The organism is Micromonospora sp. CA-244673, from assembly GCF_050948395.1.
Lineage (GTDB): Bacteria > Actinomycetota > Actinomycetes > Mycobacteriales > Micromonosporaceae > Micromonospora.
Window position 1 is genome coordinate 4914321 of sequence record NZ_CP192019.1, and the last position, 18216, is coordinate 4932536.

Below are 18216 nucleotides of genomic sequence, written 5' to 3' on the forward strand. Positions count from 1 at the left end.
CGCTGTGCTGATGCTGTGCGCGGGCGGAGTGGGGATGCTGTTCACCGGCGGTGGCATCGCCTCGGCCGCGTGCAACGGCACTGTCGGCCCAGGCCGGCAGCCGTTGCTGCCCGCCGTCACCGTGTCGCCGCCTGCCGCCGGCGTCGGGGGCTGGACCGGTGAGCAGGTCACCAACGCGGCCGTGATCGTGTCCGTCGGCGTCGAGCTCACGGTCCCGCCCCGAGGCTGGGTCATCGCCCTGGCCACCGCCATGCAGGAGTCCACCCTGCGCAACCTGTCCGGCGGGGACCGCGACTCGGTGGGGCTGTTCCAGCAGCGCCCGTCCCAAGGCTGGGGAACACCCGCCCAACTCCGGGACCCGCGCTACGCGGCCGGCCGGTTCTACCGGGCGTTGCTGGCCGTCGACGGTTGGCAGGCCGTGCCGTTGACCGACGCCGCCCAAGCGGTGCAGCGCTCCGCCTACCCCGGCGCCTACGCGAAGTGGGAGGACGACGCGATCGCCCTGATCCGCGTCCTGGCCGGCGGCACCCCCGCCGGGCCCGTCGGAGGAGATCTGGAGCAGGCGATGAGCAACCCGCTGTGCCTGTTCGACGCAGGTGACGGCCAGCCCGGCGGCGAGCAGGTGCCGCTGCCCGCCGGGTTCACCCTGCCGGCGGGCACACCGGGGCCGGTCGTCACGGCGGTCGGCTGGGCCCTGGCGCAGCTCGGCAGCCCGTACACCTTCGGCGGGGACTGCACCGCACCCCAGTCCGGTATCCCCGCCCGCCAATGCGACTGCTCATCGCTGATGCAACAGGCGTACCGGGCCGCCGGCATCACCCTGCCCCGCACCACCAGCGAGCAGATCCATGCGGGCCGGCCGGTCACCGACTACCGGGACCTGCGTCCGGGGGACCTGCTGTTCATTCCCGGCAGCCGCGGCACCACCGCCAAGCCCGGGCACGTGGGCCTCTACCTCGGCCAGGGGCTGATCGTGCAGGCCCCGCACAGCGGCGACGTCGTCAAGATCAGCCGCCTGTCCGCGTGGGCCGCGCAGCTCGCCGCCGCGCGCCGCGTCATCGGCTGAACCACCGCACCCCAACACCACTCACGAATCCCGTCAGACGGGGCTGCCTCTTAGGCGCCGACGGCTGCGGATCCCCCATCCCTTCGGAGAGGACATCATCGTGACTGACACGGACCACACCAGCAGCAGGAAACAGCCGGGGACCCGGCCCGAGGACCCGATGACCTACCAGCCTGGCGAGCGGGTGGCGCTTGAGCACACCGGTGACCCGCACACGCTGCTGCGTCCGGGTGACGAGGGCACGGTGCGCCACTACCACCCGGACCAGCAGGTCCTCGAGGTGAACTGGGACAGCGGTTCCTGCCTGTCGATGCTTCTCGACGCCGGGGACCGCGTCCGCCGGCTCCCCGTCCCCACCGGCGGCGCCGGCTGGGAGCAGGTGCTCGACGCGATGCGGGTCGCGGGCGCGGCGGCTGGCCGCGACGCAGCCGTGTGGTGGGCGCAGAACCGGATCGGCGGGAGGGCCACCGGCGACGTGCGCGAGGTCGCGCGGCAGGTCCTGGCCGGCATCGACGACGTGGACCCGCCCGTGATTGACGGGCTGCCCACCGCCGACCGGTACGTCCTCGCCGAGGACCGCGACCGGTATGCCGAGCACGCCCCGCAGGGTGCTCCGGCGTGGGAGGACCTGACCGGCCGCCAGCGCGACCAGACGCGGTGGGCGTGGTGCGACGGGTTCGACGACGCCGCCGAAGCCGAGGTGGCACGGCAGTGCCGGATCGTGCTGCACCCGCACGGCGATGACCGGGACATGAGCCACCTGGCTCCCGACCAGGTGCGCCTCGGCGGGCCAGGTGTCTTCGCCGGGGACTGGGCGTGGACGCCGAACGGCGACGGACAGATGCGGATCCCGGTCGGGTTCGTCGGCGTCCTGGTGGACACGTGGAACGGGTGGGCGGTGTTCACCTGCACCCGGCAGGTAGCCCAGGCGATCGTCGCCGACCAAAAGGCCGCCCGCGACCGCTACCGGCACCAGCTCGCCGCCGAAGGCATCAGCGGGCAGCGGCAGGACCGGATGGTCGACGAGTCCATGGCGCGGCTGTGGTTCGACGGCGACGTCATCGTCGCCGACGAAACCCGCGTGCACGACGACCCGGACGCGGTCGAACGGATCAGCCCCGACTCGGACGGCCGGTACGTCGTGATGGGCCGCGCCTGGACGTGGCTGCCGGTGCACCCGTACGACTGCGACCGCATCGCAGGCGACATCCCCGACCCGCCCTCCGCCGCCGCCGGCACTTCAGGAACGCCGACCAAGGGAGCAGCTGATGCCTGACGACCTGACTGACGAGTTCGGCGAGTACTCCCCCGAGGAACTCCTGCAAGCCCTCGTCCTGAGCCTGCTGACCAGCGCAGAGCTGGACGAGCTGTGCGACGACGCCGACCTGCCGCAGCTCACCCACGACGACGGACTGCCGGTGACTATCACCTCGGCGCGCACGTACCGGGACGCCGGGGTCCTGACCCTGGACCGCGGGGTATGGCTGGAGCTGTCCGACGGCAGCGTATTCGGGCTGACCGTGCAGATCTCCCGCCGCCCCCACAGCGAGGTCACCCTCCGCCGCAGATAACCCCTACCGGGGCACCCGTTGCCGGATCGACTTGATCAATTCCGGCGCGGGTGCGTTCCTTGTCGTCGCCCACCACCCGACGGCGGCGGCACCACCGATCCGCAGCCCTCCCGGGCTGCCTGCTGAGCACCTCACGGAGCTTGCCGGCCATCCCTGCCAACCGGGGTCCGGCCCGTCAACCGCCCCGTCTCCACCGCGCGGACACCGCACCTTGCCCGCGCACCCCGGAGACGGGGGTGCGCGGGCCCCACCCCAGATCACAGGAGGCCTGCATGGACCCTGCAACCCCAACCACAGCCCCGCAAACCGGTGATGCCTCCCCCACACCCAACCCGGGTGACGGCCGCCGGCCCGGCTACCTCTACCGGCAGGTCGCCGCTCACCTCGCCGCGCACCCCGACCGGGTGTTCAAGGTCGGTGAGCTGACCACGGCGATCGCCGCCCCCTCCACCGGCGCGGTGTTCGAAGCCCTCAAGAAAATGGCCGCCGCCGGCTACGCCACCCATCAGACAGGCCCGCACCGGTTCCAGATCACCCAGGCCGGGATCGACGCCGCCGGGACTATGCCACCGCCCGCCCCGCGTACACCCCGCCAAGGACGTCACGGGGCGGGTCGGCGGCAGCCCGTCGAGCGCCCCAACGGTGACCTGTACTTTCCCCGCAAGCTCGCGGGCGCCACCGACGTGGACGTGCTGTCCAGGCTGCGGGAGAAGCGTATCCCCGTGCTGCTCTACGGTCCGCCCGGCACCGGCAAGACCGCCCTCGTCGAGGCCGCCTTCCCGGACCTGCTCACCGTCGCCGGCACCGGGGACACGGTGGTGGAGGACTTCCTCGGCAACTTCATCCCCCTCCCGGACGGCGGGTTCGAGTTCGTCTACGGGCCCCTCGTCACCGCCATGCGCGACGGGCGGGCGCTACTGGTCGACGACGCCACCCTCATCCCACCGAAAGTCCTCGCCGTGCTCTACCCGGCCATGGACGGACGGCGGGTCATCACCATCCCCGGCTACCGCAACGAACGCGTCGAAGCGAGCGACGGGTTCTACGTCATCGCCGGGCACAACCCGGGCGTGCACGGGGCGATCCTCACCGAAGCGCTCGCCTCGCGGTTCGACGTGCACATCGAGGTCACCACCGACTGGGACCTCGCCCGCCACCTCGGCGTCCCGAACCCGGCCGTGCAGGCCGCGATCGCCCTTAACGCCGATCTCGCTGCCGGGCGCGTCGGCTGGGCGCCGCAGCTGCGGGAGCTGCTCGGCTTCGCCCGCGTCCGCAAAACCCTCGGCCTGCCCGCCGCCATCTCCAACCTGGCCGGTCGCGCCCCCGCCGACGACCGCGAGCAGGTCCTCGCCGCGCTACGGCAGCAGTTCGGCACCGAGATCACCGCGCTGACCCTCGGCAAACAGCGCTGACCCCGAGAGGAGAACCCCTGGTGCCTCACCCGCACAGTCACCTGCAGACCGGCCCAGCCACGTCGCCGGCGGGTGACCCGGACTGGCAGGTGTGGAGCGACGCCTGGACCCGGCACATCCCGACCCTGGCCGGCCGCAGCGACCTGACCGTCACCGTCGCCCCGGGCGCCGGTGGCGGCGCCCCTGCCTGCTGCTACCCCGACGCCGGCCGCATCGAGGTCGACGCCACCTACATCGGTGCCCCCGACATCGCCAACCCTCGCCGCGCCGGTCACAAACGGCTCGTCCCGACCGCCTACGGGCTGCTCGTCCACGAGGCCGCGCACGCCGCCCACAGCCTCTGGCGCACCCCGCCCGGCACCCCCGCTGTCGTCGCCGCCGTCGCCGAGCTACTGGAGGAGTCCCGCATCGAGTACCGGCAGCGCACCCGTCGGCGCGGCGACCGGCGGTGGCTACGCCACACGGTCACCACCCTGATCAGCCCCGACGACGCCGCGGTCGACGACCCGTGGCACGCGGCGCACCTCGCTGGACTGCTCCTGGCGCGGGTCGATGCCCGCATCCTCACCGCTAAGGACACCCGAGGGATCCGTGCCGCCGTCACCACCGTCCTCGGTCGCAAGCGGTTGCTGCAGCTCCGGCAGCTGTGGCGTCAAGCCCACAGTGTCGACGACAGCGACGCCGACACGATGATCGACCTGGCGTGGCGGTGGTGCCGGCTCCTCGACATCGACCCACACCGGCAGCCGCAGGCGCCCACCGCGGACGCGGGCGTGTTCGCCGGGCTGCTCGCCCAGGCGCTCACCGACTACCTCGCCCACACCACTTGCCTCATCCCCGCCCAGTATCGAGATCAGCACATCCGGGCCCGTTTCTCCGCACCGGCGACATGGACCCGCCGGGAACCGACCGACGCCGAACGCGCCGCCGCCCGCCACCTCGCCGCACGGCTGCGCCGCGCCCGTACCCACCACCGGGAACCAGACATCCGGCCCAGCCTGGTGCCGCCAGGCAGGCTGCGAACCCGGCACGCGATCACCGCCCGAGCGCAGATCGCCTCCGGCTCCATGCCCACCGCCACCCCCTGGCAGCAGCGCACGCAGCTGCCCCCGCCGAAGCCGACCCTGCAGCTAGGCGTCATCGTCGACGCCTCCTTCTCCATGCACCCCTGGGCGGCGCCCATGTCCTCGGCCGGGTGGATCCTCGCCCACGCCGCCCGCGCCAACCAGGCCGTCACCGCCACCATCGCCTTCGGCAGCGACGTCACCCTGCTCGTCGGAGCGCGCCAGCACCCCACCCACGTGCTGGAACTGTCCGCGGTGGGTGGCAGCACCGCCTTCACCGACGCGGTGAAACTCGCCGACCAACTACTGCGGCTGCGCCAACCCGGACGGCTACGGATGCTCACTGTCGTCTCCGACGGCGACCTGCCCGACCGAGAGCCCGCGCAACGCCTCATCAGCACCCTGCACCAGGCGGGCTGCGCCGTGCTGTGGCTGCGTCCCGCCGACCTGGACGGGCACACCTTCGCCGACACCACCACGATCCTGGTGGCGGATCCCGTGCAGGCCATCGGCTACATCGCCGACGCCGCGGTCGCTGCCCTCGAGCACGCCTGACCTCGTCTCTCGGCCGGGCTCTCCCCTGGCCGAGGTGTCGGCTCGCGGTCCACCGAACTCCGGCGTCACGCCGACAACCACCGGTCGAGATCACTCATCGCGCTCCCGCTGGCCGTTGCTCGGCCACCCCGCGCACTGCCCACGCCGAGCACGGCCGCGAAGCCGTGCCCGGACCCATCACGACAGAACGGGAGAAACCGTGAACAGCCCGAACAACCCGCGCCTGCCGATCACCTCGCCCGCGGACCTGCTCACCGCCGTGCCGTACCTGCTCGGCTTCCACCCCACCGACAGCCTCGTGATCGTCGGCCTCGCCGGCACCCGGATCGCCGTCGCCAGCCGCGCCGACCTCCCCCAGCCCAGCCAGGTCGCCGCCTGGGCCGACGGCTACATGCTGTCGCAGATCCGCATGCTGCGGAACGCGGCGGCCATGCGCGCCATCGCCGTCGGCTACGGCCCCGCCGCCACCGTCACCCCGGCCATCGACACCGTGATCCCGCGGCTGGCCGCCACGACATCGACGTCTTCGACGCGCTGCGGGTCACCGACGGCCGCTACTTCTCCTGCCTCTGCCATGACCCCGCCTGCTGCCCCACCGACGGCGTGCCCTTCGACCCCCAGCGCAGCGACATCACCATGCACGCCATCGTCGCCGGCTGTCACGCCCTACCCGACCGGGCCGCGCTCGTGGCCAGCATCGCCCCCACCACCGGGGACGCCCGCGTCGCCGTCACCCGCGCCACCGCCCACGCCCGAGCCCGCCGCCGCACCCTCATTGGCGAGGCCGGACGCGGCGGCCTGATCCGCGCCGGCGAACAGGCGGTGCGGGACATGCTCGCCCGCTACGCCGACGAGCAGACCCTCACCGATGACGAGTTGGCCTGGCTCACTGTCCTGCTGCCCGTCCCCGCGATCCGCGACGTCGCCTGGCAGGCCACCGACGCCCAGCCCTGGCACGTCGCCATGTGGACCGACATCACCCGCCGCGCGCACCCGCCGCTCGTGGCCCCACCGGCGAGTCTGCTCGCCTTCGCCGCGTGGCGCCGCGGCGACGGCGCGCTCGCCTCCATCGCCGTCGACCGCGCCCTGGCCGCCAACCCCGCCTACACCCTCGCGCAGCTGCTCGACCAGGCGCTGCGGGCCGGGCTCGCCCCGTCCGTGCTCGACGGCTGGCCCCACCCTGGCCAGCCCACCATCGCCTGACCCGCGCCCGTCCTGTCTGGAGACATCCATGTCCGCACCGCACCTCGACGTCCAGCGGCTGCTGCACGACCAGGGCTACGCCCTCGACCCGGATCAGCTCGCCGAGGCCTGCGCACACCACCCAGAGCAGCTGTGCGCGCTGCTTGCCGCGGCTGGCGCCATCGCCGCCACCAGCGCCCAGATCACGGTCCTGACCGACGCCGCGAACCTGCTCTGCGACGTCCATGCCAGCAGCGACGCCGACACCGTTCTGTCGCTACGACAGCGGCTCGACCGGGTCGCTGACGCCCTCACCGCCGCTCTCGCCCAGCACGACCGGGCCACCGCCGCCCTACGACACACCTGCGGTGCCCTGATCCGCACCGACCTCGCCGTGCTCTCGATTCCCGAGTGCGGCAACCCCGCCGAGTCGCCGCGCGCCGCCACCGAGTCGACGCCCTGAGCCAGACACCCGCACCCGTCGCCCGGAACGGGCGGCGGGTTCGCGCCGGTAAGCAACGCAACGGAGGATCTGATGACCGAACCGACGGCGGCCCCTGCCGCACCCCCGAGCCTCGAATCCGTCCTGCGCCATGCTTGGGACGCCTTCCACCCCGGCCAGCCAGCCCCGCTGGGATGGCTCACTCACACCACCACCCAGATCCAGGCCTATCTGCGTAACCACCACAGCGACCCGCAGCCGCCGCCCGCAATCCCCGAATCATTGACGCAGCTCCGCAGACAGATGTGGCAGGCGCTGCGCGAGGCGGTCAGCGAGCACGAAATCGACGTAGATGCGGCCAACCGGGTCTTGGAGGTCGTCGACCTGCCGCTGCTGCCCCGCCGCTGGCAGGTCCGCCTCACCCTGACCGTCCTCGCCGAGCTCACGGCCGGCACGAGCGATGACGCCTTCGACGCCGCCGAAGCCGCAATCGAAACCGCCCTCGCCGGCGCCGAAATCGAGGCACGCATCGAGTGGAACGGCAACGAACGCGACAACGCCGACCCGGGCGATCTCGACCCCACCGACCCGTGGCCCGGCTGCCCGCGGTAACCAGCGCATCCCGGCTACCCCGGGGAAAGCGGTCTCCTCTGACCCGCCGAGGCCGTCCCTGCTCATCACCTTCGGGGTGAGGCGATCACCGCGCGGCTCCCGAGAGAAGCGCGGAAATCCCGCACACAGCAGGTCCCGGCGGGTTCCGCCGCTATCAGCCGACTTCCAGGCCCGGAGACTGCTGCGGCCACCCATGTTGCGGTGGGTCTGCTCGTCGGGCGGCCGCAGGCCGCCCAGCCTCCCGGGACAGGGCGTTGACGAGCCGTCGGCGCGCTGGGCGCTGGAATGCTTCCTGCCCCCTTGCGGCTGCTCCCTCCTCGCTGAAGCCCGGGCTCACCTCCTCGACGACGACTTGATCTATCGGGAAAGTCGAGCGTCACTCGTGGCTGCCGCCACCCCGGCGGACCCGGCAGCGGCCCACACCGCTGGCCGGGGTGGCGGCCACCCGAGCCGACAATCCGCGAGAGGCAACGCCGATGACGCAGCCGCACCGCCGCTGCATTCCCCGCGACGTCACCGACGTCCTGCTGTGGCTGCTCGCCGCCGACGTCGCGTCTGCACACCTCCCTGATCCCCACCGGCCGGGCCGCTGCGCCAACCTGCGCTGCACCGGCGAGGCCTACCCGTGCCCGCCGGCGCGCGACGCCCGCCGCGCCTGCCACGCGGCCACCCGAGGGGAAGTGCTCGCCCGAGGGCGAGCGAAGGTCGCTGCTCCAGCCGGCGCGGCGGCGCGGTTCGCCGGCTGGTTCCGGCCCACCCGGCCGGTCCCACCGCCGCAGCGGCCGATGCCGGCGCCGCGCGCCGCCTAACAACTCGCGCTGACTCCCCACCCGGCGCCGCAGTCGGTCCTTCTGTCCTACCGGCGACTGACGCCTCGCCAAGTCACGGGCGTTGTCCGCGCTTCGGCGCCTCATGCCCTGCGCCCTACCACCGCGGGCGGCTACCGGGGCTTGGGACGCGTATGCCGCAACCACGGGCAACGGCGTGGGCTGCAGGCTGCCAGAACCCCATCCGGCTCGCCCGCGCCTAACGCGCTGGTTGCGCCCCCGCGCACCTGCGGTGCAGGTCCGGACCGCCAGCAAGCCTCGCCCCACGGACCGAGCCGCTCGAACAGCGCCCCAGTGCTTCACAAGGAGAGGAGAAACCCTATGGCACCCGCGATCGACCCGGACGACGCCGATGGCGGCGATCTCAGCGTCGGTGACCGTCAGCTGGGCAAGTCACGGCTGCTATCGCGGCAGTGTGACACCTGCGTGTTCACGCCAGGCAACAAGATGCGACTCACCCCGGGCCGGCTACACGACCTTGTCGCCGAAGCCCGAACCAGGCAGTCCTTCATCATCTGCCACTCGACGCTTCCGCATTACATGCATCCCGAGGTCAAGCCGGCGATCTGCCGCGGCTTCGCCGACCGCTACGACACGCAGGCGTTGCAACTCATCGCACGGCTCTTCGGTTTCGTCGAGGTCGACCCGCCCGAGCAGGGTCCATCCGAGTTCAGCGCCTCTACCTGAACGACCACACTTGTCGGCGTACGGGCTGCACCGCAGAACCGCGTACGCCACCGAGCACACAACGGCCATCGACATCCGCAAGCTCAGCGGCGGGCTGACCGGCCGAGTCGCCGCCAGCACACAGAAATCATCGACTACCCACAGTGACATTTGCCGAGCCCCAGTGGTGTCCGGATTTGGCTCCCCTCTGTGTCAAGACACCGCCGGGAGGAGAGTTCTATCCTGGGTGTCGGCGGGTCCGGGAAGTGACTTCTCCGAAGAGCCGGCTTGGGGATGCGAGTTGGTCACGCTGGAGTCAGTTGTCGTTCCCCGGTGTCCTCCCGGGCCCGCCGCCACGGCAGCCGCGTCGTTGATCATGCACCGGTAGACGATGTCGGACAGGCGTCGTTTCAGGGCTCGCATCGCTTCCATTGATGTCTTGCCGCCGGCTTTCTTGCGGTCGAAGTAGGCGCGTCCTTCGGTGGGGTTGCGTAGCTGGACGGTGGCCATGATGTGCAGCACCCGGTTGATCTGGCGGTTGCCGGCGCGGGAGAGCCGGTGTCGTACCTGGTCGCCGGAGGATGCGTCGATGGGGGCGGTGCCGTTCCAGGAGGCGAAGTGGGCCCGGTTGGGGAACCGGGTGATGTCGCCGACCTCGACCAGCAGCCGGGCGGCGCCGGACGGTCCGATGCCGTGCAGGTCCATCAACGTGGTGCCGGTGGAGGCGACCAGCTCCTTCAGTTCCTTGTCGGCTTCCTTGGAGCGTCGGTAGACCCGTTCGAGGTCACTGATCAGCTCCGCGGCGACCCGCCGCCGAGCCTTGCCGACCGCGTCGCGGGGCCGGACCGTGGCCAGCAGCGCCTTGGCCTGGGCGGCGGACAGACTCTTCTTCGCCCCACCCGGAATCAGGTCCAGCAGCAGCTGGTGCAGCTGGGACACCATCCGGGTGTGGTCCTCGCCGAGGGAGCGGCGCCGGTCGACCAGAATCCGCAGCAGGGCGAGCTGTTCGTCGTTGACGACCGGGCGCAGCCCGGCCATGCGGGTGCCGACCAGCGCGATGGAGTGGGCGTCGGTGGCATCAGTCTTGCGGCCCTGCCCGGTGGCAAACACCCGCGCCCTGGCGGACAGCTTCGGCGGGACGTCGACGACCTGCTCGCCCTCGGCCAGTAGCCGGTTGGCGATGTGCCGGCCGATGCCCTGGCAGCCCTCGATCGCCCAGACCCGGTGCGGCCACTGCTTGGCGTACTTCCTCATCGCCGCGTAACCGTCGCAGTCGGTGTCGAACCGGCCGCCGCCGACGACGGCCTCGTCGCCGGCCATGACCTCGATCGTGGCAGAGCGCTTGTGCGGGTCCATCCCGATGACCACACGATCTGACGTGCCACTCAACGCGTCCTCCGATGCTCGATCCACCTGGGTTGTCGAGCCGGGAGGGCAACGCTACTTCGAGCCGAACAAACCCCTCTTGAGCCTCTCCCCGCCCTGCGGCGACGCCCGAGCCGCGCAGGCCAAATGAGAGCCACACGACCAACGTGGGCAGCCGAAATGAGAGCGACAGCCCGGGCGCCTCGACCGAAGCCTGGCCGGGCCACGGTCGCAGGTCAATGAAACAAGTAGCCGAGAACAGTGCACCTGATCATGGCGGAAAGGCTTACATGCCGATGGTTCCGTCGATCCGCTCGCGGAGCAGGTCTGCGTGGCCGTTGTGGCGGGCGTACTCCTTGATCATATGGATGAGGACCCTACGCAGGGAGACGGTGCAGCGCCACGTGTCGTGGCCCTCGATGTTGTGGGTGGTGGCGATGAACGAGTCGGCTTTACAAACCGTACGTACGTATTGCTAAGCTGGTCGGGTGCTCCCGCCCTCTGGCAACGCCCGGATTCTGATCTTCGCGCACTTCGTGAACACGTTCGGCAACGGCGCCTATCTCACGACCAGCGCCCTGTTCCTCACGAGGTCGGTTGGGCTCAGCCCAGCGCAGGTGGCGCTGGGCTTGGCGGTCGCCGCCGCGGTGGGCATGGCCCTCAGCACCCCGATGGGGTACGTCGCCGACCGCTACGGCGCTAAGCGCGTGATGCTCGGCACGCTGCTGCTGCTCGCGGTTGCCTACGCCGGGCTGATCGCCGTCCGCGGCGTCTGGTCGTTCACCCTGCTGGCCAGCGTCATCGCGGTGGGCGAGGCGTGCGCGAAGAGCGCCAATGGCGCGATGGTGGCCACCGCCGTCCCGCCCGAGCAGCGGTTGCGGTTGCGGGCATACCTGCGCTCGGCCAACAACGCGGGTATCGGTCTGGGCGCACTGGCCGGCAGCCTGCCCTTGCTGCTGGACACCCGCGCCGCGTACGTGGTGATGTTGCTGGGCAACACGGCCACCTTCCTGTTGGCCGTGACGGTCTTGACCCGAGTCCGCCCAGCGGCGCCGGTCCCTGCACGCCCGGGCGACCAGCCGCGCCTGATCGCCCTACGCGACCGGCCGTTCCTCAGCTTCGCCCTGGTGGACGGACTGGTCGCGAGCCTCTACAACGAGATGCTCAGCTTCGCCTTGCCGCTCTGGCTCGCGCTGCGCGCCCACGCGCCGCTGTGGCTGGTTTCGGCGACCCTGCTGATCAACACGATGGGTTGCGTGCTCTTCCAGGTGCGGGCCGCCAGGGGCGCCGACGGGCCGGCGAGCGGGGCCCGAGTCGGCCGGCGCGGCGCACTTGTCGTCGCCGGCTCCTGTGTCCTGTTCGGACTGACCGCCGACCTACCGGTCTGGCTCAGCTGCGTGGTGGTGCTGGTTGCTGCGGCCGTGCACGTCCTCGGCGAACTGTTCCTGTCGACCGGCACCTGGGCGGTCATCTTCGGTCTCGCGCCGGAATGGGCGCAGGGGCAGTACCAGGGTGCCTATCTCACAGGCCGCCAGATCGGCAACATGGTGACCCCACCGCTGCTGACCGCGCTCGTCATCGGCGCGGGCGGGCCGGGGTGGCTGGTGGTCGGCGCTGTCTTCGTGGTCGCCGGGCTGGCTTACCCGTGGCTCGTCGGCTGGGGCATCCGCACTCGGGCCGTCGCCGTACCCGCTGGGGTTTGATCTTTGATGGAAGGCGAATCGAGGCGACTGTCGCAGGCCCGTTCTTTGTGTAGGGCACGCTCGGATGGAGGAAGACCATGAACGACGTCACCGGATTCAAGAACGTTTCCCCGACCACCCTCGCCGACATTCTCGGACGCGAGCAGGTCATGAATATCGACATTCGCCCTCTCTGGCCCTCGATCCGGCGAGTTGCTGGCGCGGCGTTCACCGTACGGTGCCCTCCGGGTGACAACCTCATGCTGCACGCGGCGATCTATCGCGCGGAACCTGGCTCGATCATCGTCGTCGAAGCGGGTGACGTGGACTACGCGGTTGCCGGAGGAAACGTTTGTGCCGTCGCTCAACGTCGAGGGATCGCCGCCTTCGTGGTGGACGGGGTGATTCGTGACCTCGCCGAGGTGCGCGAGATGGGCTTTCCCGTCTTTGCCAGGGGAGTCATCCCGATCCCAGGGACCAAGGCAGCCGTTGAGCCGCTCAATGGCCAGGTACGGTGCGGCGGTGTGAACGTGAGTCCCGGCGACATCGTGGTAGCCGATGAAGAGGGCATTGTGGTCACTCCCAGCGCCCGTCAGGAGCAGGTGCTCCTCGACGCTAAGGCGAAGTTGGCCAAGGAGGCCGACGAATCCCTCGATGCATGGGAGAAGGCGCATCGCGCCCGCATCAACAAGATCCTGGGCGAAAAGGGCTTCGAAGACTGATCAACGGCTACCGCGCACGGCGCCACCTAACTTGATCTTTAACCCTCGAGAATCCTGTGGGGACCCCGCTCCTTCATGCCATCAAGACATCGTTCGGAGCGGGGTTCTAAGCTGGGTCTCGGCGGGTCCGGGAAGTGACTTCTCCGAAGATCCGGCTTGGGGATGCGAGTTGGTCACGCTGGAGTCAGTAGTCGTTCCCCGGTGTCCTCCCGGACCCGCCGCCATGGTGGCTGTGGAGTCGTCGACCATGTGCCGGTAGACGATGTCGAACAGGCGTCGTTTCAGCGCACGCATCGCTTCCATCGACGTCTTGCCGGAGGCTTTCTTCCGGTCGAAGTAGGCGCGTCCTTCGGTGGGGTGGGTCTGCTGCACCGATAGGTGACATCTGAGATGGCTTGCCCTAACGGCGAGCTGGAAGGATGTTGCTGTGCCCAAGCCCTACCCCCGGGAGTTCCGCGACGATGTCGTGCGGGTGGCCCGTGACCGCGAGCCAGGCATGACGGTCGAGCAGATCGCTAAGGACTTCGGGGTGCACCCGATGACGCTGTTCAAGTGGCTTCGCCAGGCCGACGTCGACGCCGGCGCCGCGCCCGGGACGTCCGGCAGTGAGTCGGCCGAGCTGCGCGAGGCGCGTAAGCGGATCAGGTTGCTGGAGCAGGAGAACGAGGTCCTGCGCCGGGCCGCTGCCTACTTGTCCCAGGCGCATCTGCCGGGAAAAGGCTCTACCCGCTCGTGAGCGAGCTGGCCGCCGACGGGATCCCCGTGGCGGTGACGTGCCGGGTATTGAAGATTGCTCGTCAGCCCTACTACCTGTGGCTGGCCCGACCCGTCACCAGCGCCGACCTGGTGGCGGCGTATCGGGCCAACGCGTTGTTCGACGCACACCGTGATGACCCGGAGTTCGGCTACCGGTTCCTCGTTGACGAGGCCCGTGATGCGGGGCAGCCGATGGCCGATCGCACCGCGTGGCGGATCTGCTCCGGGAACGGCTGGTGGAGCGCGTTCGGCAAGCGCAAGCGTCGCGGCAAGGGCGGCAAGGTAGGCCCGCCAGTGCACGACGATCTCGTGCGCCGGGACTTCACCGCCGACGGCCCGAACCGGCTGTGGCTGGCTGACATCACCGAGCACCACACCGCCGAGGGCAAGCTCTACCTGTGCGCGATCAAGGACGTCTGGTCCCACCGGATCGTCGGCTACTCCATCGACTCGCGGATGAAGTCCCGTCTGGCCGTCGCCGCCTTGGACAACGCCGCCGCCAGACGCGCCGGCCTGGCCGGCTGCATCCTGCACACCGACCGCGGATCCCCAATTCCGGTCCAGGAAGTTCGTCCGAGCCCTCAATCGCCACCGCATGGCCGGATCGATGGGCCGAGTCGGCGCCGCCGGCGACAACGCCGCCATGGAGTCCTTCTTCGGCCTCCTGCAGAACAATGTCCTGAACCGGCGATCATGGGCCACCCGAGAGCAACTGCGGATCGCGATCGTGACCTGGATCGAACGGACCTACCCCCGCCGCAGACGACAGCGGTCACTGTCCCGGTTGACCCCCGTTGAATTCGAGACCACCATGCACCCACCGGCCAGTCAGGCCGCGTGACTACACCTGTCACCTATCGGTGCAGCAGACCCGGTTGCGCAGCTGGACGGTGGCCATGATGTGCAGCACCCGGTTGATCTGCCGGTTGCCGGCGCGGGAGAGCCGGTGTCGTACCTGCTCGCCGGAGGATGCGTCGATGGGGGCGGTGCCGTTCCAGGAGGCGAAGTGGGCCCGGTTGGGGAACCGGGTGATGTCGCCGACCTCGACCAGCAGCCGGGCGGCGCCGGACGGTCCGATGCCGTGCAGGTCCATCAACGTGGTGCCGGTGGAGGCGACCAGCTCCTTCAGTTCCTTGTCGGCTTCCTTGGAGCGTCGGTAGACCCGTTCGAGGTCACTGATCAGCTCCGCGGCGACCCGCCGCCGAGCCTTGCCGACCGCGTCGCGGGGCCGGACCGTGGCCAGCAGCGCCTTGGCCTGGGCGGCGGACAGACTCTTCTTCGCCCCACCCGGAATCAGGTCCAGCAGCAGCTGGTGCAGCTGGGACACCATCCGGGTGTGGTCCTCGCCGAGGGAGCGGCGCCGGTCGACCAGAATCCGCAGCAGGGCGAGCTGTTCGTCGTTGACGACCGGGCGCAGCCCGGCCATGCGGGTGCCGACCAGCGCGATGGAGTGGGCGTCGGTGGCATCAGTCTTGCGGCCCTGCCCGGTGGCAAACACCCGCGCCCTGGCGGACAGCTTCGGCGGGACGTCGACGACCTGCTCGCCCTCGGCCAGTAGCCGGTTGGCGATGTGCCGGCCGATGCCCTGGCAGCCCTCGATCGCCCAGACCCGGTGCGGCCACTGCTTGGCGTACTTCCTCATCGCCGCGTAACCGTCGCAGTCGGTGTCGAACCGGCCGCCGCCGACGACGGCCTCGTCGCCGGCCATGACCTCGATCGTGGCAGAGCGCTTGTGCGGGTCCATCCCGATGACCACACGATCTGACGTGCCACTCAACGCGTCCTCCGATGCTCGATCCACCTGGGTTGTCGAGCCGGGAGGGCAACGCTACTTCGAGCCGAACAAACCCCTCTTGAGCCTCTCCCCGCCCTGCGGCGACGCCCGAGCCGCGCAGGCCAAATGAGAGCCACACGACCAGCGTGGGCAGCCGAAAAGTGAGCGACAGCCCGGGCGCCTCGACCGAAGCCTGGCCGGGCCACGGTCGCAGGTCAATGAAACAAGTAGCCGATGTCCGGATGAAACGTGGGCCAGCTAGTTGGGCCACGCCGGTCAGACGGAGGCGAGGAACGCTCGCACCCGCTCCATGAGTAGCGCGGACGCCTCCGGGTCGTACGCGTCGAGCGAGGAGTCGGCGAAGAGGTGCTGATCACCGGGATAGACGAACAGTTCGGCGTTCGCCGTGGAGCCGGCGAGCTCGCGTGCGGCCGGCAGGTCCTCGTCGAAGAACTCGTCGTCCTCCTTGCCGTGGATCTGCACCGGGACGCCCTCGGGCCACGCCTCTCCGAATTCCGCGACCGGGAGGCAGGAGTAGATGAGCAATGCCCCGCGGGCACCGGGCCGGGTCTGCGCGAGCCGCTGGGCGATCGTCACGCCGAAGGAGAATCCGGCGTAGACGAGCCCGGGGCCAAGTTTGTCGGCCGCGGCGATGCCGCGCTGCCGGATCGCGTCGAGCCCCAACTCTCGGGCGAATCCGAACCCCTCCTCGATGCTGCCGAACGTGCGCCCGTCGAACAGGTCCGGCGTGTGCACGGTGTGCCCGGCCTGTCGCAGGCTGTCGGCGAAGCTCCGGACCCCGTCGGTCAGGCCTTGGATGTGGTGATACAGCAGCACGTCGGTCACGGCGGTGGACTCCTTGCGAACGATCTGAATTTCTGGAACGTTCTGCGATGCTAGTCTGTTGTGCCATGGCCGACAACCCCCCGGACTACGAGCTAGCCGACCGGATCGCGCTGACCAGACCGGACCAGGTGAAGGCCATCGGCCACCCGCTCCGCACGGTGATCCTGCAGCTCCTCCACGAGCGGGCCGCGACCGTGACCGAGTTAGCGGAGGCGCTCGAGCGCCCCAAGAGCACGGTCGCGCATCACGTGGACGTGCTTACACGCAGCGGCCTGCTCCAGGTGGTGCGCACGCGGAAGGTGCGGGCGATCGAGGAGCGCTTCTACGGGCGCACCGCGCGCATGTTCTACGTGGCAGCGGAGCCATCACCCACTGGCGAACAGATGCCGGGCGACTTCAACGACTTTGAGGTGGCGGCACGCGAGTCCGCGAAGGCGTTCGAGCAGGGAAAGCTTTGGGGCTTCATCCGGCATGCGCGTATCTCGCAGGATCAGGCCTCTCAGTTCTGGGACCGGATGGCGGAACTGGTTGATGAGTTCGACCGGATGCCGAGGTCCGGCGAGACCGTGTACGGGTTCGCGATCGGCATCTATCCCACCGACCACCCGACGCTGCCAGCAGCGGAGTGAACACCTACTGGAGAATCGCGGACGGCCTGATCGTGCACGTGGTCAAGCTGGCTGCTGCCGTCGTCACTGACGATCGATCCGCCGGCAGACCAAGTCAGGCCGCCGTTCCTCCTCGGATAGCCGGACATCGGGTACGACCTCGCCGTGCCAGTAGCCGGTGATTCTTCGCAGCGGAGTCTCCCATTCGGCAACCCAAGGCATGCCTCGCGTTGCGGCTTGCACAGTCATCAGAACGCTGCTGATCCTGTCGCATTGCCGTGGGCGGAGTGCCCGGATCTGCCGCTGATCGCGCGTTGACCGCGCCCGCGCGGTGCGCCGTCATGCCAGCCGCAGGCCTCAGGAGGTTGCAGTAGACGAGGGCTTCAGACGCTTTCGCTCGACAACGCTTGTTGCCGTCACCACACTCAGCGGCGACACGTCCTGCGCGACAACGGCGCCCGCGCCGACGACAGAGCCGCGACCGATTGTCACACCAGGGGTGACCGTGGCTGCAGCGCCGATCCACACATCATCCTCGATGACGATGGGGCGCGTGCGTGATGAAGTCGTACCGCTCGTCGAGTTCTACGGGGTGTCCGGCCGTGCTCAGAGTCACCCGGGGACCGATCAGGACGCGATCAGCGATGGTGATGCCCCCCCCCCCGTAGTCCAGGAAGAAGCATCCCTGATTGATGAACACGCGCTCTCCGAACGATGCGCCAAGCCCATAGTCGCAATAGAACGGGGGCAGGACGGACAGCGACTCAGGGACGGGTCCACCGAAGATCTCGGTGAGCACCGTCCTGCGCGCGTCGAGGTCGTCAAACGGCAGCACGTTGAGGCGTGACGTCAGGCTCATGACGAGATGTACGCGCTCCGCGAAGGCTCGTGACTCGGGCGTCCTTGTTCGTAAACGTTGCTCGTTGCGCACGAGGCGATGCTGGCACGGCGAGTCAGATTACCCGGTGACGCCCCCCGGCAGGGAAGGCGTCACTCCGTGATCCTGGGATCTTCATCGCACATCCGGATCTGCCGCGCTCCGGGCGCCAGCTCACGTCCATTGATT

General features: G+C 70.0%; 18 protein-coding genes and 3 pseudogenes. 14 read left to right on the forward strand and 7 right to left on the reverse strand.

Annotated elements, in window-relative coordinates:
- Positions 1–10 precede the first annotated feature (10 nt).
- The 10 genes and pseudogenes from ACQP12_RS22415 (at position 11) to ACQP12_RS22460 (ending at position 9418) form a co-directional block, all read left to right on the forward strand.
- Entirely contained in the window at positions 11–1066 is a 1056-nt protein-coding gene (locus tag ACQP12_RS22415; protein WP_433289375.1) for a C40 family peptidase, read from the forward strand.
- A gap of 100 nt (positions 1067–1166) precedes the next feature.
- Complete coding sequence (locus ACQP12_RS22420) at positions 1167–2342, forward strand: DUF4314 domain-containing protein (protein ID WP_433281744.1); 1176 nt, start codon at positions 1167–1169, stop codon at positions 2340–2342.
- On the forward strand, positions 2335–2637 hold the full coding sequence (locus tag ACQP12_RS22425) for a hypothetical protein (protein WP_433281746.1): 303 nt from the start codon (positions 2335–2337) through the stop codon (positions 2635–2637). Before ACQP12_RS22420 ends, ACQP12_RS22425 begins: the two co-directional genes overlap by 8 nt.
- Before the next feature lie 272 nt (positions 2638–2909).
- Positions 2910–4049 (forward strand): AAA family ATPase, encoded by a 1140-nt coding sequence (locus tag ACQP12_RS22430; RefSeq protein ID WP_433281748.1) that lies wholly within the window; start codon positions 2910–2912, stop codon positions 4047–4049.
- Between the two features lie 20 nt (positions 4050–4069).
- On the forward strand, positions 4070–5668 hold the full coding sequence (locus tag ACQP12_RS22435; protein WP_433281750.1) for a VWA domain-containing protein: 1599 nt from the start codon (positions 4070–4072) through the stop codon (positions 5666–5668).
- Between the two features lie 298 nt (positions 5669–5966).
- Positions 5967–6871 (forward strand): annotated as a pseudogene (locus ACQP12_RS22440) (DUF4192 domain-containing protein).
- A 28-nt stretch (positions 6872–6899) separates the two neighbouring features.
- Positions 6900–7313 (forward strand): hypothetical protein, encoded by a 414-nt coding sequence (locus tag ACQP12_RS22445; RefSeq protein ID WP_433281752.1) that lies wholly within the window; start codon positions 6900–6902, stop codon positions 7311–7313.
- A gap of 72 nt (positions 7314–7385) precedes the next feature.
- Positions 7386–7904, forward strand: a complete 519-nt coding sequence (locus ACQP12_RS22450) for a hypothetical protein (RefSeq protein WP_433281754.1) — start codon at positions 7386–7388, stop codon at positions 7902–7904.
- Positions 7905–8380: 476 nt separating this feature from the next.
- Positions 8381–8713, forward strand: coding sequence for a hypothetical protein (locus tag ACQP12_RS22455; RefSeq protein WP_433281756.1), 333 nt, complete (start codon positions 8381–8383; stop codon positions 8711–8713).
- 339 nt (positions 8714–9052) lie between these two features.
- A complete protein-coding gene (locus ACQP12_RS22460) occupies positions 9053–9418 on the forward strand; it encodes a hypothetical protein (RefSeq protein WP_433281758.1) in 366 nt (121 codons plus the stop codon).
- A 192-nt stretch (positions 9419–9610) separates the two neighbouring features.
- Here the strand turns inward: ACQP12_RS22460 and ACQP12_RS22465 are convergent, their stop codons facing one another.
- Positions 9611–10717, reverse strand: coding sequence for an IS110 family transposase (locus tag ACQP12_RS22465; RefSeq protein WP_433281760.1), 1107 nt, complete (start codon positions 10715–10717; stop codon positions 9611–9613).
- Between the two features lie 331 nt (positions 10718–11048).
- Positions 11049–11159: pseudogene (locus ACQP12_RS22470) on the reverse strand (DUF664 domain-containing protein); the annotation flags it as partial.
- Positions 11160–11250: 91 nt separating this feature from the next.
- Between ACQP12_RS22470 and ACQP12_RS22475 the strand changes: the two are divergent.
- Positions 11251–12465: an MFS transporter gene (locus tag ACQP12_RS22475; protein WP_433281762.1), complete on the forward strand. Its 1215-nt coding sequence runs from the start codon at positions 11251–11253 to the stop codon at positions 12463–12465.
- Positions 12466–12542: 77 nt separating this feature from the next.
- Positions 12543–13166: an RraA family protein gene (locus tag ACQP12_RS22480; protein ID WP_433281764.1), complete on the forward strand. Its 624-nt coding sequence runs from the start codon at positions 12543–12545 to the stop codon at positions 13164–13166.
- An 81-nt stretch (positions 13167–13247) separates the two neighbouring features.
- Here the strand turns inward: ACQP12_RS22480 and ACQP12_RS22485 are convergent, their stop codons facing one another.
- Positions 13248–13538: a hypothetical protein gene (locus tag ACQP12_RS22485; RefSeq protein ID WP_433281766.1), complete on the reverse strand. Its 291-nt coding sequence runs from the start codon at positions 13536–13538 to the stop codon at positions 13248–13250.
- Between the two features lie 55 nt (positions 13539–13593).
- Between ACQP12_RS22485 and ACQP12_RS22490 the strand changes: the two are divergent.
- Positions 13594–14763 (forward strand): annotated as a pseudogene (locus tag ACQP12_RS22490) (IS3 family transposase).
- Between the two features lie 9 nt (positions 14764–14772).
- On the opposite strand, the gene ACQP12_RS22495 reads toward ACQP12_RS22490, so the two are convergent.
- Positions 14773–15630, reverse strand: coding sequence for an IS110 family transposase (locus ACQP12_RS22495; protein WP_433281768.1), 858 nt, complete (start codon positions 15628–15630; stop codon positions 14773–14775).
- 342 nt (positions 15631–15972) lie between these two features.
- The gene (locus ACQP12_RS22500; protein ID WP_433281770.1) at positions 15973–16542 is read right to left on the reverse strand and encodes a dienelactone hydrolase family protein; all 570 of its coding nucleotides are present in this window, start codon (positions 16540–16542) and stop codon (positions 15973–15975) included.
- A gap of 65 nt (positions 16543–16607) precedes the next feature.
- On the opposite strand from ACQP12_RS22500, the gene ACQP12_RS22505 reads away from it, so the two are divergent.
- On the forward strand, positions 16608–17171 hold the full coding sequence (locus tag ACQP12_RS22505; protein ID WP_433281772.1) for an ArsR/SmtB family transcription factor: 564 nt from the start codon (positions 16608–16610) through the stop codon (positions 17169–17171).
- Between the two features lie 336 nt (positions 17172–17507).
- Here ACQP12_RS22505 and ACQP12_RS22510 read toward each other — a convergent pair whose 3' ends face one another.
- Together ACQP12_RS22510 and ACQP12_RS22515 are read right to left on the reverse strand one after the other, a co-directional pair.
- Positions 17508–17678: a hypothetical protein gene (locus ACQP12_RS22510; RefSeq protein ID WP_433281774.1), complete on the reverse strand. Its 171-nt coding sequence runs from the start codon at positions 17676–17678 to the stop codon at positions 17508–17510.
- Position 17679: 1 nt separating this feature from the next.
- The gene (locus ACQP12_RS22515) at positions 17680–18081 is read right to left on the reverse strand and encodes a sugar O-acetyltransferase (protein ID WP_433281776.1); all 402 of its coding nucleotides are present in this window, start codon (positions 18079–18081) and stop codon (positions 17680–17682) included.
- Between the last annotated feature and the right edge of the window lie 135 nt (positions 18082–18216).